Annotated in this window: 15 protein-coding genes; 4 read left to right on the top strand and 11 right to left on the bottom strand. The window is 66.4% G+C overall.

The genetic code is table 11. The features are described from left to right. Positions 1–54 precede the first annotated feature (54 nt). On the top strand, positions 55–459 hold the full coding sequence (locus tag ACO06P_RS21955; RefSeq protein ID WP_420347366.1) for a hypothetical protein: 405 nt from the start codon (positions 55–57) through the stop codon (positions 457–459). Positions 460–496: 37 nt separating this feature from the next. On the opposite strand, the gene ACO06P_RS21950 is transcribed toward ACO06P_RS21955, so the two are convergent. After that, positions 497–970: a tetratricopeptide repeat protein gene (locus tag ACO06P_RS21950; RefSeq protein ID WP_420347365.1), complete on the bottom strand. Its 474-nt coding sequence runs from the start codon at positions 968–970 to the stop codon at positions 497–499. Positions 971–1,210: 240 nt separating this feature from the next. Here ACO06P_RS21950 and ACO06P_RS21945 point away from each other — a divergent pair, with 240 nt between their 5' ends. Then, on the top strand, positions 1,211–2,002 hold the full coding sequence (locus ACO06P_RS21945; RefSeq protein ID WP_420347364.1) for a hydroxyacylglutathione hydrolase: 792 nt from the start codon (positions 1,211–1,213) through the stop codon (positions 2,000–2,002). Positions 2,003–2,041: 39 nt separating this feature from the next. Here the strand turns inward: ACO06P_RS21945 and ACO06P_RS21940 are convergent, their stop codons facing one another. The 9 genes from ACO06P_RS21940 to ACO06P_RS21900 all read right to left on the bottom strand — a co-directional run bounded on the left by ACO06P_RS21940 (position 2,042) and on the right by ACO06P_RS21900 (position 12,085). Beyond that, positions 2,042–3,412 carry a sensor histidine kinase gene (locus tag ACO06P_RS21940; protein ID WP_420347363.1) on the bottom strand — a complete coding sequence of 457 codons (1,371 nt, stop codon included), beginning with the start codon at positions 3,410–3,412 and terminating at the stop codon, positions 2,042–2,044. Further along, entirely contained in the window at positions 3,399–4,076 is a 678-nt protein-coding gene (locus ACO06P_RS21935) for a winged helix-turn-helix domain-containing protein (RefSeq protein WP_420347362.1), read from the bottom strand. Before ACO06P_RS21935 ends, ACO06P_RS21940 begins: the two co-directional genes overlap by 14 nt. A 301-nt stretch (positions 4,077–4,377) precedes the next feature. Then, entirely contained in the window at positions 4,378–5,931 is a 1,554-nt protein-coding gene (locus ACO06P_RS21930; protein WP_420347361.1) for a Do family serine endopeptidase, read from the bottom strand. 123 nt (positions 5,932–6,054) lie between these two features. Continuing rightward, the gene (locus ACO06P_RS21925) at positions 6,055–6,918 is read right to left on the bottom strand and encodes an N-formylglutamate amidohydrolase (RefSeq protein ID WP_420347360.1); all 864 of its coding nucleotides are present in this window, start codon (positions 6,916–6,918) and stop codon (positions 6,055–6,057) included. Between the two features lie 80 nt (positions 6,919–6,998). Continuing rightward, on the bottom strand, positions 6,999–7,550 hold the full coding sequence (locus ACO06P_RS21920) for a GNAT family N-acetyltransferase (RefSeq protein WP_420347359.1): 552 nt from the start codon (positions 7,548–7,550) through the stop codon (positions 6,999–7,001). A 33-nt stretch (positions 7,551–7,583) separates the two neighbouring features. Then, positions 7,584–8,504, bottom strand: a complete 921-nt coding sequence (locus ACO06P_RS21915; protein ID WP_420347358.1) for a carbohydrate ABC transporter permease — start codon at positions 8,502–8,504, stop codon at positions 7,584–7,586. Continuing rightward, positions 8,497–9,489, bottom strand: a complete 993-nt coding sequence (locus ACO06P_RS21910) for a carbohydrate ABC transporter permease (RefSeq protein ID WP_420347357.1) — start codon at positions 9,487–9,489, stop codon at positions 8,497–8,499. Before ACO06P_RS21910 ends, ACO06P_RS21915 begins: the two co-directional genes overlap by 8 nt. Positions 9,490–9,627: 138 nt before the next feature. Next, positions 9,628–10,944 (bottom strand): ABC transporter substrate-binding protein, encoded by a 1,317-nt coding sequence (locus ACO06P_RS21905; RefSeq protein WP_420347356.1) that lies wholly within the window; start codon positions 10,942–10,944, stop codon positions 9,628–9,630. A 73-nt stretch (positions 10,945–11,017) separates the two neighbouring features. Then, the gene (locus ACO06P_RS21900) at positions 11,018–12,085 is read right to left on the bottom strand and encodes an ABC transporter ATP-binding protein (protein ID WP_420347355.1); all 1,068 of its coding nucleotides are present in this window, start codon (positions 12,083–12,085) and stop codon (positions 11,018–11,020) included. A 290-nt stretch (positions 12,086–12,375) separates the two neighbouring features. Between ACO06P_RS21900 and ACO06P_RS21895 the strand changes: the two genes are divergently transcribed. Continuing rightward, entirely contained in the window at positions 12,376–13,125 is a 750-nt protein-coding gene (locus ACO06P_RS21895; protein WP_420347354.1) for an SDR family oxidoreductase, read from the top strand. A 171-nt stretch (positions 13,126–13,296) separates the two neighbouring features. Beyond that, positions 13,297–14,196, top strand: a complete 900-nt coding sequence (locus ACO06P_RS21890; protein ID WP_420347353.1) for a DMT family transporter — start codon at positions 13,297–13,299, stop codon at positions 14,194–14,196. Positions 14,197–14,208: 12 nt separating this feature from the next. On the opposite strand, the gene ACO06P_RS21885 is transcribed toward ACO06P_RS21890, so the two are convergent. Continuing rightward, positions 14,209–14,877, bottom strand: coding sequence for a LysE family transporter (locus tag ACO06P_RS21885; protein ID WP_420347352.1), 669 nt, complete (start codon positions 14,875–14,877; stop codon positions 14,209–14,211). Between the last annotated feature and the right edge of the window lie 87 nt (positions 14,878–14,964).

Below are 14,964 nucleotides of genomic sequence, written 5' to 3'. Positions count from 1 at the left end.
CCATCGGGCCAGCTTTGGCGCTATGCTCGCCCTCCGATTCCCGAGGTTTCCCAGATGCTGCTTTCCGCCCGCCGCTCGACCCTTGTGCTGACAGTGCCGCCGGAAAGCGGGGCAGAGACCGGCAGAGTCGCAGCGGACCGGGCCAACCGGGCTCTGCTGGAAGCCGCGGCGCAGCGCCTCGGCATCGCCACAGCCACCCCGGCATCATTCGAAGCGGAAGCGGCCATGAGCCGTGGGCGCGATCAGGTCGTGCTCTGCGACTGGCCGATGACAGCGACCGCCGGCCCGGCGTTGCAGCGCTTTCTGGCGGTCGACTGCCTGCCGGAAAACGAGCGGCCGAGCGTTGACGACGTCGCGCGCTGCGGAATCACCGCCGTTGCCACGGAGATGGTGGTTTTCGAGTGGCTGGAGCGTGCGGACAGCGACGACTTCCGGGCGCTGCTGAAGCGCATTCGCTGACCGCAGGGCGGCGAGCGCGAGGAAACCGCCCCCCGCGCTACATGGTCTTCAGCACCTCGGCGGCACTCTCATCGCCGCCCGCGGCCGCCTGCTCCAGCCAGTAGCGGGCCGCGGAGGCATCGGCCGGCACGCCCTGGCCGCGCAGCAGCGCCATGCCGTAGTGATACTGCCCGACGGCATAGCCTGTCATCGCCGCCTGCTTGGCCCAGTGGGCTGCCAGCTCCGGATTCGGATCGGTGCCCAGGCCGTTCTCGTAAGCATGCGAGAGCAGGATCATCGAGGGGGCATTGCCGCTTTCGGCGCAGTCCTGCAGGGCTGTCAGAGCGGTGTCGTGCATGCCGCCCTTCTGGGTTTCGTAGACGACCCAGCAGACGAAGCCAGCACGGTCGGGCCGTGCGGCCAGGGTCTCGCGCAGGTGGGCGATCCCTCCCTCGTCGGGGTTGAGAGTCCCATCCTCGGCCTGGGCGGCGGTCGTCAGCAGAGCCAGGGCTATGACCATCATGAGCCGCATGTCGGTCTCCTCTTCAAGGAAGCGCGTCGCTTGGCAAAATCTACCCGCTTACACTGTACAACATCCGCGACCGCATGCCATCGCGACCTTGGTCGCAGCCGCCCAGTACGGAATCGATGGTGCAGGATCGATGGTGCAGGATCGATGGTGCCGCCGCCCGACCTGTCCTATTCTCGACCCCCACCCCGCCGGGCCGCTTTCGGCTGCCGGCAGGCGGCAACCAAGCAAAGGGAGCAACGGATGATCGTCGAGCAGATCTGGACCGGAAACGCCTATCGCAACTTCAACTATCTGATCGCCTGTCCGGACAGCGGGGAAGCGCTCGCCATCGATCCGCTCGACCACAAGAAATGCCTCGCCGCAGCGCGCGAGCGCGGCTGGGAGATCACCCAGATCCTCAACACCCACGAACACGGCGACCACATCGGCGGCAACAAGGCCATGGTGGCGGCCACCGGCGCAAGGATTCTCGCCCACAGGAACGCGAAGGACCGCATTCCCGACATGGACCAGGGCCTCGGTGCGGGGGATGTGGTGACGGTGGGGCGCAGTGTGGAACTGGAGGTGCTCGATACGCCCGGCCATACCATGAGCCACGTCTGCCTGCTCTCGCGCACGGATCAGCCGGCCCTCTTCTGCGGCGACACGCTGTTCAACGCCGGGGCCGGCAACTGCCACAACGGCGGCCACCCCAACGAGCTCTATCACACCTTCGCCGAACAGCTCGCCGGTCTCGGCAACGACACGCTGATCTATCCGGGCCACGATTACATCGCCAACAACCTGCGTTTCACGCTGGACCGGGAGCCGGACAACAACGCCGCTGCCGACCTTCTGGACCGGGTGGAGGATCAAGACCCCGCCCATGCGATGGTGTCGACCCTGGGCCTGGAGAAGGAGATCAACACCTTCTTCCGCCTGCACAGCCCGACGGTGATCGCCCGCCTGCGGGAGGCTTTCCCGGACCTGCCGGAGCAGCCCGGCGCCAAGGAGGTGTTCCTCAAACTGCGGGAACTGCGCAACGGCTGGTGACCCGGCGGCTCCAAAACCGCACCGGACAGGCCTGGGCGCTTACAGAGGCAGGATAAGGTCGGCCCTCAACCCCGGCGCATTGTCGCTCAGCACCAACTGTCCGTCGTGCAGGTGCGCAACCGCCTCCACGAGGCTGAGCCCCAACCCGCTGCCTGCGGTGCTTCGGCTTTGCTCCAGGCGCACGAAGCGCTGCAGAACCTGGCCGCGCTGGTCTTCCGGGATACCGGGGCCCCGGTCCCGCACCGAGAGGACGGCAAGCTCCCCCCTCTGCTCCACGCCGATGCCGATGCGCCCGCCACGATCGGAAAACTTGATGGCGTTGTCCATCAGATTGACCAGGGCCTGGAACAGCAGATCGCGGTCGCCCGGACGGGCCAGCGCCTGCAGAGGGGTCACGTCGATAGCGATCTCCAGATCCTCGGTCAGCGGGGCATAGAGTTCGATGACGTCTTCGACCAGCGCTTTCAGGTCCACCGCGGCGAAGCGGTCGCGCGATGTGCCGGCCTCGGCCTGGGCGATCCTCAGAAGCGCCGTGAAGGTCCGCAGCAGATCGTCCGCCTCTCCGATCGCCTTGGCGATCGCCTCGCGGTAGCCTGCCGAGCCCGGCTTCTCGATGAGCGCCAGCTCCAGGCCGCTGCGCAGGCGGGACAGGGGGCTGCGGAGGTCGTGGGCGATGTTGTCGCTGACCTGGCGCATGCCCGCCAGAAGGCGCTCGATCTGATCGAGCATGGCGTTGAGGTTTCCGGCCAGCTGGTCGAATTCGTCGCCGCGCCGGCTGACCGGCACGCGCCGGCCCATATCACCGGCCATGATATCCCGGCTGGTGCTGTTGATGGTCTCGATGCGCCGCAGGAGGGCGCGGCTCATGAGCAGTCCGCCGACCACCGAGAAACCGAGAATGGTCGCGAGGCTGAAGACCACGATCTCACCGATCTGGGCGCTCAGGCGATCACGCTCCCGGACATCATGGCCGACCAGAATACGCAGACCGCTCGGCAGGACGAAGGTACGGGCGCGTCCGAAGTTGACGCCGCCGCCCTCGCTGTCGGGAAAGGCCAGGCGGAAGGTCAGCCAGCCGTCTTCATCCGCCTGCTCGTCCGGCCAGCGGCTGAGGTTGCCGGCCAGGGGCCGGCCCGCAGGGTCGACCAGAAGATAGAGCCCGCGGGTCCGGTCCGCCGCGGCGCTGCGGCGGCGGATAGCCTCAATCAGGCCCGGCGTGCTGCGCTGCGAGAACTGCTCGGCCAGGCCACGGACCTCGGCCTCGATGGTATTGTCGATCTGGCGCGACACCTGGCCGGCGGAGATCCAGAAAACCACGGCCGCCAGAAAGAGCACCGCCAGACTGAAGAAGCTGAGATAGATCAGCGCCAGGCGAAAGATACTCGACCGGAGAAGCCTAGCCGTTCTCACGAAGCGCGTATCCCGCGCCCCGCACGGTGTGCAGCAGCGCCTTGTCGAAGTCCTTGTCGATCTTCTGTCTCAGGCGGGAGATGTGGACATCGACCACGTTGGTCTGAGGGTCGAAGTGGTAGTTCCACACGTTCTCCAGCAGCATCGTACGGGTCACCACCTGACCGGCATGGCGCATCAGGTATTCCAGGATCTTGAACTCGCGGGGCTGCAGGTCGATGGGCTGGCCGCTGCGCGAGACCTTGCGGGCCAGCAGATCCATCTCCAGGTCCGCCATCCGCAAGCTGGTTTCCACCTTGTCGCCGGCGGGGCGCCGCAGCAGCGCTTCGACCCGCGCCTGCAACTCAGAGAACGCAAAGGGCTTCACCAGATAGTCGTCGCCGCCGGCCTTCAGACCCTTCACCCGGTCGTCGACGCCGCCCATGGCAGAGAGGAAGAGGATCGGCAGAGTGCTGCCCGTGCCCCGCAGGGTTTCCACCACCGCGAGGCCATCCACCTGCGGCAGCATGCGGTCGACGATGGCCAGATCGAAATCCTCACTGGCGGCCCGCAGCAGGCCCTCCTTGCCGTCGGCGGCGATTTCGGCGGTGTAACCGGCTTCGCGCAGCCCCTTGGCAATGTAGCCTGCCGTTTCCTTGTCATCCTCGACGATAAGCACACGCATGGGACTCTGCCTCGGACAATGGGCGGGAGAAAGCCCGAACAGTTCCATCAGGGTTAGGCCTTTCCCGCTTGGGCCGCAACCCCGAAGCGCGGCTTTGTCCACTCGCAGCTTTCGGCATCACGGCCTGACTGCAGCGCAACGGCTTGGGGAGTGCCAGGCGCCAAGACGACCGCCGGCACTCCCCTTGCGGCCAGAGCAAACCGTCCTGGTATGCCCCGGCCTTGTATGCCCCGGCCTGGTATGCCTTGGGGGGTCGGTGCAGACCCGGCCTGGGCTTGCTTCAGGCTAGGCTTGCTTCAGGCTAGGCTTGCTTCAGGCGCAGGGCGAAGAAACTCTCGCTGCCGCTGCGCGCGGCCCGGATGGCGGCCACCGACTGACCGGATGCGGCGAGCTCGGCGATGCGCTCCGCCGCCTCCTCGGCGGTCTGCACAGGCTCAAGGGCGATGCTGCGGATGATGTCACCCTCGCGCAGGCCGCTGCGGGCAGCGTTGCTGCCCGGGGCGATCTCCACCACGACGACGCCGCCGGCCGCGTCTGAGAGGCCCAGGTCCGCGCGGATCTCGTCGTCCAGGGTGGCCACCGTGGCGCCGGTATCCCCAAGGACCGCCTCGCTGCTCCGGACCGGTCCGTCGGCCTCGGGCCCGGCCGGCGCCAAGGCCTGCTGCTCGCCGGGGGCCGCGCCGGTGACGACCGTCAGCGTTCGCAGCTCGCGGTCGCGCCAGATGCGCAGCTCCGCCTCTTTCTCCACCTCCGTGGCGGCAACGAGCTGACTGAGGTCCTTCACCCGCGTGACGGGCTCGCCATCCCAGCTCAGGACCACGTCACCGGCCCGCAGTCCGGCCTCATCCGCGGGGCTGCCGGGTTCCACCGCCGCCACCAGCGCGCCTTCGGTACTCTCCAGCCCGAAGCCCTCGGCGATGTCCGGGGTGACCGGCTGGATGCGCACGCCCAGCCAGCCGCGCTCGACGACGCCGTCGTCGCGCAGGTCATCGACGATCTGGCTGGCAAGCTCCGAGGGGATGGCGAAACCGATCCCGACGCTGCCGCCGTTGGGCGAATAGATCGCTGTGTTCACGCCGATCACTTCACCGGCGCTGTTGAAGGTGGGTCCGCCGGAGTTGCCACGGTTGATGGGCGCATCGATCTGGATGAAGTCGATCAGCGCGCCACCGGGCAGATCGCGGCCGCGGGCCGAGACGATACCGGCAGTCACCGATCCGCCGAGCCCGAAGGGATTGCCGACCGCGACCACCCAGTCGCCGGGCCGCAGATCGTCCGACTCGCCGAACGCGACAAAGGGCAAGGGACCCTCGGCATCGACTTTCAGCAGCGCAAGGTCGGTGCGCGGATCGGCGCCGACCAAGGTCGCCTCGTAGGCCTTGCCGTCGCGCAGCGTCACCGTGATCTCGTCGGCACCGTCGATCACATGGTTGTTGGTGACGACATAGCCTTCGGGATCGACGACGAACCCGGAACCGGCGCCCAGCCGCGGGCGCTGCGGCTGGGCGGGTCCGCCCGGCACTTGGCGATCGAAGAAGCGTTCGAAGAATTCACGAAACTCGGGATTCTGGGGGAAAGGCGCGCCCTCGCCTCCGCGTCCCTGCGGCTGCCGGGTTTCCGAACCGCTGCGCTGAACGACCGAGATGTTCACCACCGCCGGGGCGACGTCTTCGACGAGGTCGGCAAAACTCGCCGGCGCGGGGCGGGCAATCGCAGGCGCGAGCGAGCCTGCCAAGAGGGCCACGGAGAGGCCGGCCACGGCCAGGGCCCGGCGTGTCGAAGGCAGACGCCCCTGCGGTGCGGGGCTGCCCGCCGCTGAGGCCTGTCGGGCAGGTCGGACAAAAGCTGATACCACGGCTGCTTTCTCCTCGGCAGATCAAAGGAACTCCGAGGACATGGCGCGCCGCCATGAAGGCCGCTTTACGTGATCGTTAACTTTTGTTCATCTTGCAGCCGCGCCGTGCTGCCGGTGCCGGTTTCAGGCGGCAGCCTCGTTGCGGGCATACGCGCAGATTGCGGCGACAAGCCTGTCTATATCGGCCTTGAGCGCGTCGAAACCGCCATTCTTCGCGATCCGCTCCTCATCCATGTAGAGCTTGCGATTAATCTCGACCTGCAGACTGTGGCGGCCCTGGGCGGGATCGGAATAGCGGCGCACCAGTTCGACGCCCTTATAGGGCTGATTGATCTTCACCTCATAGCCCAGGCCCTTCAGCTGCTCCGCCACGAAAGCCGTGAACTCCGGGGCGCAGGTGGTGCCGTCGCGGTCGCCCAATACAAACTCGGCCCGTGCAACCGGCCCGTCCTCGGTGCCGGCGTTGCCCATGGCGGGCATGGAATGACAGTTGATGTGCCAGACCTGCCCGAAGCGCCGGTGCGCCGCGTCGATCGCCCCGGCCACGGCGTCGTGATAAGGCTGCCAGCAGGTATCGATGCGCCGGCGCACTTCGGCCAGGCTCAACAGCCGGTCATAAAGATGAGCGTCCGGCGGCATGAGGCGCCAGATCAGGCCGACACCCAGTTCGGTCTTGCGGCTGGGCACCAGAGGCTCCGGCCAGGCATCCTCCAACATCGCCGGGTCGAGGTCGACGAGGTCGCGGTTCGGGTCGATGTAGATGCGCGGAAACTCGGCGGCGATGAAGGCTGCACCGTGGTCCGGTGCGGCGCTGAAGAGCTCGTCGACGAAGGCGTCCTCGGCGCGGCGCAGAACCGAAAGCGGCGCGATGCTGCCGAAGTCCTCGGGATAGGTGCTGCCGCTGTGCGGGCTGTCGAAAACAGCCGGCACCGGGCTGCCCAGCGGCGGATGCTGCCGCAGCCGGGTCTCTGATTTGTCTGTGGACATGCCAAGCATTTAGGCCAGAAAACGCCGCAGGTCCAGCATCGAGCCACGGCCCCGTCTGCGCGGCAGGCCGTTTTGCACCGTCACTCCTGCCAGTACTCAGGCTTGTTCATGGCATCCGCGCAAGTGACCTGGTAATCGCCCTCGCCCGCCCGGTCGTCGCCCAGAGGCTGCACCATCCAGGCGTCGGCGTTGCGCGCGGCAATCGGGTAGGGGGCCGCGAACCCCAGCCGCCCGGCCGTCCGAAACCCGTGGCGCCGATAGTAGGCCGGCCAGCCGAGCACGAAGACGAACGCCGTGCCGGCCCGGGAGAGTTCCTCCAGACCGCGCCGGATAAGGGCGCCGCCGATTCCCTGGCCCTGCACCGCCGGCACGACGGCCAAGGGCGCGAGAATCGCCGCCGAAGGGCCGGCCTCCATTTCGGCAGAGCCAGTGTTGGAAAGGCGGGCGCGGGAAAACAGAACATGCCCCACCGTCTCGCCGCCGACGATGGCAATCAGCGACAGGACGGGCTGTGCGCTCGGATCGCGGAGGATCGCCTCCGTCAGGGTCGCCTCTTCCTCCTGGCCGAACGCCAGCCGATGAACGCGCAGAATGTCCGGCAGATCGCCCTCTGCCGTCTCTCGTATGAGCATCGTGAACCGGTCCTCCCTCCGGCTGCGGCAGCGCTACTCCTTCACCGCACCGGTCATGGAGGAGACATAATGCTCGACGAAGAAGGAGTAAAGGATCGCCACAGGCAGCGAGCCCAGCAGGGCGCCAGCCATGAGGGAGCCCCAGCGGTAGATGTCGCCGTCGACGAACTCCGACAGCATGGCCACGGGCACCGTCTTGTTGGAGGTGGTCGAGATAAAAGTGAGCGCGTAGATGAACTCGTTCCAGCACAGCGTGAACGAAAAGATGCCGGCGGAGATCAGGCCGGGAACCGCCAGCGGCAACACGATCTTCAGCAGGATCTGGGTGCGGGTGGCACCGTCGATCAGGGCGCATTCCTCCAGCTCGTAGGGGATCGTCTTGAAGTAGCCCATCAGGAGCCAGGTGGAAAAGGGAATGAGGATCGTCGGGTAGGTGAGGATCAGCGCCATCGGCGTGTCGAACAGCCCATAGGCGTGGACGATCACCGACAGCGGGATAAAGAGGATCGACGGCGGCACCAGGTAGGCCAGAAAGATCAGACCGCCGACCCACTGCGACCCCCTGTAGCGGATGCGGACGATGGCATAGGCGGCCAGCACCGAGGCCACCAGCGAAATGAAGGTGGCCACCACCGAGACCATCATGGTGTTCCACATCCAGACCGGGTAGTCGGTTTCGAAGATCACATGGAAGATGTGGGAGAGAGTCGGCGCGGCCACCCAAAGCGGGTTGGTGGTCTCCATGTCCAGCAGTTCCGCATTGGGTTTCAGAGCCGTCAGCGTCATCCAGTAAAAGGGGAACAGCAGGATGAAGACGATGATAGAGAGCGGAATGTAGATGGTGACCCAGCGCGTGCGCCGGGTCATCAGGAAGTCCATGCCCTCCGCATCGTCTCTTGCCGCCGCCTTGGCCGCCGCCTTTGCCGCCGCTGCGTTCTTTGCCGCGTCAGTCATCGCCTTCCCCCTGTTGCCACTTGCGGCGCTGCAGGCCGAACCAGGAGACCATGATGGCCGCCAGCAGGAAAGGAATCATGGCGGTGGAAATCGCCGCCCCCTCGCCCATGTTGCCGCCCAGGATCGCCCGCTGATAGCTGAGGGTCGCCATCAGATGGGTGGCGTTGGCGGGTCCGCCGCGGGTGATCGCCCAGATCAGCTGGAAGTCGGTGAAGGTGAAGAGCACGGAAAACGTCATCACCACGGCGATGATCGGGGTCAGCAGCGGAAAGGTGACGTGGCGGAACATCTGCCAGCGCCCGGCGCCGTCCAGGGTCGCCGCCTCGTAAAGGGAAGGCGGTACGGTCTGCAGGCCGGCCAGCAGGGTGATGGCCACGAAGGGCACGCCGCGCCAGACGTTGGCGAAGATCAGCGACCAGCGGGCATTCCAGGGATCGCCCAGGAAGTCGATATACTGATCGATCAGCCCCAGCTTGGTGAGCGACCAGGAGATGATCGAGAACTGCGCGTCATAGATCCACCAGAAGGCAATCGCCGAAAGCACGGTCGGCACGATGAAGGGCAGCAGGATCACGGCCCTGAGGATCGCCTTGAACGGCAGATGGTTGTTGAGGAGCAGGGCAAGATAGAGCCCGATGGCGAACTTCGCGACGCTGGCGACGGTGGTGTAGAAAATGGTCTGCCACACTGACTGCCAGAACACATGGTCGCCGAAAAGCCCGTAGATCTCGCAGTCGTCGGGCCCGTAGCATTCCTTTTCATAGAAGTTCAGGATCCCGACGAACTTGCCGGGATTGCCGATGCTGGCATCGGTCAGCGAGAGCCAGATGCCGAGACCCAGCGGATAGGTCAGGAAGAGGACCAGGATCGCCGCCGCCGGCAGCATGAACCAGAAACCGAGCCAGTTGCGGTCGTTGTTCAGGCGGGTCCAGAGCCCCGGTCCCGGCATGGCGACCGCACCGCGGCGAAGCGTCGAATCGGTCATCTGGCTGCCTTCTCCGGCGCCCGGGCGCCGGCTTGCGTCACGCTCCGGCAGAGCGTAGCCCAGGAGAGCATAGCCCGGTAGAGCATGGCGCAGCTGCGAAGCGTGAGCAAGCCGGCATCCTTTCCGCGGGTCGGCGCCTTAGCGGTAGATCCGCCGTGCCTTCTTGGTGGCGTCGGCCACCGCATCGGCGGGAGACATCTGGCCGGTCGCGGTGTTGGCGAACATATCGACGACGATGAACTCGGCGATCGCCGAGGCCGCCTTCTGCCCGACCGAGCCTTTGTAACCGGCCACGAAGGTGCGGTTTGCCGCCTCCTTGAAAATCTTGCGCTTCGGATCCGACGTCCAGATCGGGTTGCCCTCGAAGGCCTGCAGCGAGTGGGTCAGGTAGGCGACCGAACCCTCGAGCCAGCGGTTGTACTGCTCGGCTTCCATCAGGAAGGCGATGAAGGCCTTCGCCGCATTGGGGAACTTGGTGTAGGTCGGCACCAGGATCGGATAGGCGATGTGGAACTCCGTCGGCTCGCCCACCGGCCCCACCGGATAGTAGGCGTGGTCCATGTCGTTCTGGATATCCAGGCCGTCGACCAGCGCCTTCTGGTAGATCGAGATGCCGTTGTTGGTGAGCCCGACCTCGCCGGCCAGGAAAGCCTTGTTGTTGGAGCCGTCGTTCCAGGAGGCCGTGCCCGGGATGAAGGCATCGTAGAGCTTCTTCACGTACTCGCAGGCCGCAACCGCTTCCGGGCTGTTGAGGATGACCTTGTCGTTCTCGTCGACCATGGCGGCACCATGGGCCCAGAGCGCCCAATGAACCCAGGCGTTGGCGTCGCCCGTGGCGTGGCCGAGCGCCATGCCCGCCGGCATGTCTCCGCCCTTCATCGCCTCACAGAGCGCCAGGAAGCCGTCGAGGTCCTGCGGCACCTCCTTGAAGCCCGCCTTCTCAATCGCCGAATTGCGATAGTTGATGTAGTTGCCGCCGAAGCACATCGGGATGCCGATCCACTTGTCGCCGCTCTTGCCATAGGTCTCCGCCGCCGGCACCCAGCCGCCGTACTTGCCGCCCAGGTAGTCGGCGACATCGGTGAGGTCGGTGCACCTGTTCGGGAAGAGGTGCGGCAGGGAATAGAGACCCCAGATCAGGTCCGGCCCGGCACCCACATTGACCGCGACGGAAGACTTCGGCTGCACGTCGTCCATCGACTCGTTCAGCACCTCGACCTCGATGCCGGTCGCCGTGGTGAAGGCCGCGACCAGTTCCATGAAGGCGTCTTCTTCCGACTGGATAAAGCGCTTCCAGCGGAGCACCTGCAGCCTGGCCCCGCTTTCGGGCTTGAAGGGCGCATCCGCCGCCCAGGCGCTGCTCCAGTCCAAAAGGTCGCTGCCGGCCACCGCAGCGCCGGCCACGGTCGCCGCCGTCGCTTTCAAAATCGAACGACGCGTGAATTTCTGCTGCATAACCATTCCTCCCATTCCTTTTATCGCTGTGGGCTTGTCTTTGTCGGTCTGTCGTCGCCGCTGCCGTCTACCTCTAGAGCCTCTCTCCGGAGTCCTGATGAAAGAGGTGAACCTTCGCCAGGTTGGGACGCAGGTGGATGCGCTGGCCCGGATGAAACTCGTGACGCTCGCGAAAGGCGGCGACGATCTCGCGCCCGTCGAGCCGCGCCAGGACCTGCGTCTCCGATCCCATGGGCTCCACCACCACCACCTCGGCGGCAAAGCCGTCATGTTCGGACACCAGGTCGAGATGCTCCGGGCGGACGCCATAGACCACGGGCTGCCCGTCGCCGGCCGCGGCCGCCTCGGCCAGCGGCAGCGCGGTGCCGTTGCTCATGGTGACCCGTGCCCGGCTGCCGCGCTCCACCGCGCCCGGCAGGAAGTTCATCGCCGGCGAGCCGATGAAGCCGGCGACGAAGACGTTGGCCGGGCTGTCGTAGAGGTCCAGCGGCGCCCCGATCTGTTCGACGATCCCGTCGTGCATGACCACGATCTGATCGGCCATGGTCATGGCCTCGATCTGGTCGTGGGTGACGTAGATGGTGGTGGTCCTGAGGCGCTGGTGCAGTTCGCGGATCTCGGTGCGCATCTGCACGCGCAGCTTGGCGTCGAGGTTGGAGAGCGGCTCGTCGAAAAGAAAGACCTGCGGGTCGCGGACAATGGCGCGGCCCATGGCGACGCGCTGGCGCTGGCCGCCGGAAAGCTGACGCGGGTAGCGCTCCAGATAGTCTTCGAGGTTCAGGATGCCGGCAGCGCGGTGTACGGCCTCCTCGATCTGCTTCGCATCGACCTTCGCCAACTTCAGCGAGAAGGCCATGTTGTCGAAGACCTTCATGTGCGGGTAGAGCGCGTAGTTCTGAAACACCATGGCGATGTCGCGCTGTTTGGGCGGCACCTCGTTCACCACCTGCCCGCGGATCACGATTTCGCCCGAGGTCACCTTCTCAAGGCCCGCGATCATGCGCAGCAGTGTGGACTTGCCGCAGCCCGAAGGACCGACCAGGACCGTGAAGGACTCATCGGGGATGGAGATGTCCACCCCGTGAAGCACCTCAGTAGCGCCAAAGGACTTGCGAACGTCGCAAATCTCGACGTCAGCCATCGTGCCTCCCCAGTTCCGTGGGCTCATGGCCCACGGTCTCATCCCTGTTATTGACGATGACCATATATTGTATACGTAATCGCGTCCATTGTTTTTGGCCCTGCCCGCGCGAAGCTCTCGGAAATCGCGACTCGAAGATCTTTTTGCACTTTTTTCGGGAAATCCTCGCTGCAGAAGACGGGGCCTGCCGGCGCGCAGCCTTGCGATGACGGTCCTTCAAGAAGCGTGCGACGGCGGCTATGGTCGCACAGGACGTCAGGCAAAAGGCGTGGGATAAGAAGGGCCTGGATATGGGGGCAAACGGAATGGAGGGGCGTGTCGCCGTCGTGACCGGCGGGGCGCGGGGAATCGGTCTGGCCGTTGCCCAACGCCTGGCGGCGGAGGGCGCCAAGGTGGCGCTCTGGGATCGCGACGGGGCCGCGCTGGAAGACGCCAGGGCGACCTTCACGAAAGCGGACTGTGCCGCCTCTGTCCTCGACATCACCGACGAAGAGGCCGTGACCGCTGCGGCCGCCGAGACGGCGGGAACCCTGGGCCCGGTCGACGTTCTGGTGAACAACGCCGGCATCACCGGCCCGAACCTGAAAACCTGGGAATACAGCCCGGCCGACTGGCGGCGCGTGATCGAGGTGGATCTGACCGCCACCTTTTTGTGCTGCCGCGCCCTGGTGCCCGGCATGCTGGAACGCGGCTACGGGCGGATCGTGAACGTCGCCTCCATCGCCGGCAAGGAGGGCAACCCGAACGCACCCGCCTACAGCAGCGCCAAGGCCGGCGTCATCGGCCTGACCAAGTCCCTGGGCAAGGAGACCGCGGGCAGCGGCGTGACGGTCAACTGCGTCACCCCCGCGGCGGTCGAGACCGACATCTTCAAGCAGATGACCCGGGAGCACATCGACTACATGCTCTCGAAGATCCCGATGGGCCGCTTCGGCCAGGTCGAGGAGGTGGCCGCCCTCATTGCCTGGCTGGCCTCGCCCGAGGCCTCCTTCAGCACCGGCGCGGTCTTCGACGTCTCCGGTGGCCGCGCCACCTACTGACCGGGCCCACCAGAACGGCAGCCCTGCGTTTTCGCATGGGCGGCCTGCAGAGAAGACGCTACTGACGCCGGAGGGCTGAGGCTAGCATTGCCTGCCGCTCTGGGCGTTTGTCGCGCTGCCCATGCGCAAATTCGGGGCGGCGCCAACCCGCGAGGCCAAGGCCCGACGCCCATGCAGATGCCCAGAGACCTCCAGATCCAGCCAGTGGTGCACGCACCGCTGCAGGGCATTGCCTTGATGATCGCGGCCTTCACCACCTTCGCCGCGCTCGACACCACGGCCAAGTATCTGGTGCAGTTCTATCCGCCGGAGCAGGTGGTCTGGGCCCGCTACACCGGTCATGCCGTCCTCGCCCTGCTGATCCTCTGGCCACGCAACGGCGCCGCCCTGCTGCGCAGCCAGCGGCTTGGCACCCAGGTGCTGCGCTCGCTGCTGCTGTTCGCCACCACCTGCACCAACTTCGTCGCGCTGCAGTACCTCCAGCTTGCCGAAACCTCGGCGATCTTCTTTTCGACGCCGCTGATCGTCGCTCTGCTTTCCGTGCCACTTCTTGGCGAGCGGATCGGCCCGCGGCGCTGGACCGCGATCCTGATCGGATTCCTGGGCGTCCTGGTGGTCGTGCGTCCCGGCCTCGGCCTCATGCACTGGGCGGCCGGCCTGTCCCTGCTGACCGCCCTCGGCGCCGCGCTCTACCAGATCACCACCCGGAAACTGGCCGGCGTCGACCCGGCAGCCACGACCCAGTTCTATACGGCGTTGGTCGGCACCCTGGCGATCACGCCGCTGGTGCCCTTCACCTGGCAGGCGCCGGACCTGACCGGTGTGCTCCTGATGGCATTGCTGGGCGTGCTGGGCGGTTTCGGCCACTGGCTGCTGATCCTCGCCCACCGCATGGCGCCGGCCCCGATCCTGGCGCCCTTCAACTACACCCAGATCGCGCCCATGGTGCTGCTCGGGTTTCTGGTCTTCGGCGACCTTCCGGACATCTGGACCGTCACCGGGGCGGGCGTGGTGCTGGCCAGCGGCCTCTACCTGTTCTACCGCGAACGCAAGGTGAAGGCCGCCGCCTGATCCTCGATGCGTTCACGACCGCTCGGTTGCGAGGCGCAGCCCCGCGGCGACGAAGAGCGCCCCGGTCACCCGCTCGATCCAGCGCCGGGCCCGGGCATAGGCTGCGGCAACCCGCGGCCGCGCAAAGATCAGCGCCGCCAGGGCGTACCAGCCAGCCGCAATCACCACGACCAGCGCACAGATGCCAGCCTGAAAGGCCAGCGGCGCACCCGCGGGCACGGACACCGCGAACAGAGAGGCGAAGAAGGCGGCAGCTTTGGGGTTCGCGAGGTCGGTGGCCAGCCCGAAGAGGAAAGCCCGGCGCAGACCGCCCGGTACCGGCGCGGCTCTCGCCGGATGGATGGGGGCGGCGCCCGCGCCGCGCTGGAACAGCAGCTTCAGGCCGATGACGATCAGGTAGGCCGCGCCCGCCAGCTTCACCGCCGTATAGGCCCAGGTCACGGTTTCGAAGAGCACCGCCAGCCCCGCCAGGCTGAGGCCCGACCAGATCGCGGTGCCGAGCCCGATGCCGGCCGCCGTTGTGACCCCGGCGCGCGCGCCGCCGCGCGCGGTGGCGTGGAGGGTTGCCAGCAGGTTGGGGCCCGGGCTCAGAACCGTCACGGTCCAGACGCCGGCGATGAAGACGGCAACGGCCAGATGGCCATGAAGCCAGTCAATCGCTAAAAATGCGGTGCTTTCCATTCTCTATGCCTCCATGATGCCCAGCCAGCGCAATTTCAACATGTTGAATGGCTGAGGTAAATCGGTGCGCAAGAGGCTTGACCAAGG

Source organism: Pelagibius sp. (genome assembly GCF_965227505.1).
Taxonomy (GTDB): Bacteria; Pseudomonadota; Alphaproteobacteria; order Kiloniellales; family Kiloniellaceae; genus Pelagibius.
This window is presented reverse-complemented; position numbering and strand designations above follow the sequence as displayed.

Excerpts from the sequence above, each read along its gene's own strand:
- ACO06P_RS21910 (WP_420347357.1), bottom strand. The coding sequence starts at position 9,489 with ATGACCGATTCGACGCTTCGCCGCGGTGCGGTCGCCATGCCGGGACCG.
- ACO06P_RS21955 (WP_420347366.1), top strand. The coding sequence starts at position 55 with ATGCTGCTTTCCGCCCGCCGCTCGACCCTTGTGCTGACAGTGCCGCCG.
- ACO06P_RS21925 (WP_420347360.1), bottom strand. The coding sequence starts at position 6,918 with ATGTCCACAGACAAATCAGAGACCCGGCTGCGGCAGCATCCGCCGCTG.
- ACO06P_RS21900 (WP_420347355.1), bottom strand. The coding sequence starts at position 12,085 with ATGGCTGACGTCGAGATTTGCGACGTTCGCAAGTCCTTTGGCGCTACT.
- ACO06P_RS21915 (WP_420347358.1), bottom strand. The coding sequence starts at position 8,504 with ATGACTGACGCGGCAAAGAACGCAGCGGCGGCAAAGGCGGCGGCCAAG.
- ACO06P_RS21895 (WP_420347354.1), top strand. The coding sequence starts at position 12,376 with ATGGGGGCAAACGGAATGGAGGGGCGTGTCGCCGTCGTGACCGGCGGG.
- ACO06P_RS21950 (WP_420347365.1), bottom strand. The coding sequence starts at position 970 with ATGCGGCTCATGATGGTCATAGCCCTGGCTCTGCTGACGACCGCCGCC.
- ACO06P_RS21935 (WP_420347362.1), bottom strand. The coding sequence starts at position 4,076 with ATGCGTGTGCTTATCGTCGAGGATGACAAGGAAACGGCAGGCTACATT.
- ACO06P_RS21920 (WP_420347359.1), bottom strand. The coding sequence starts at position 7,550 with ATGCTCATACGAGAGACGGCAGAGGGCGATCTGCCGGACATTCTGCGC.
- ACO06P_RS21945 (WP_420347364.1), top strand. The coding sequence starts at position 1,211 with ATGATCGTCGAGCAGATCTGGACCGGAAACGCCTATCGCAACTTCAAC.
- ACO06P_RS21890 (WP_420347353.1), top strand. The coding sequence starts at position 13,297 with ATGCAGATGCCCAGAGACCTCCAGATCCAGCCAGTGGTGCACGCACCG.
- ACO06P_RS21885 (WP_420347352.1), bottom strand. The coding sequence starts at position 14,877 with ATGGAAAGCACCGCATTTTTAGCGATTGACTGGCTTCATGGCCATCTG.
- ACO06P_RS21905 (WP_420347356.1), bottom strand. The coding sequence starts at position 10,944 with ATGCAGCAGAAATTCACGCGTCGTTCGATTTTGAAAGCGACGGCGGCG.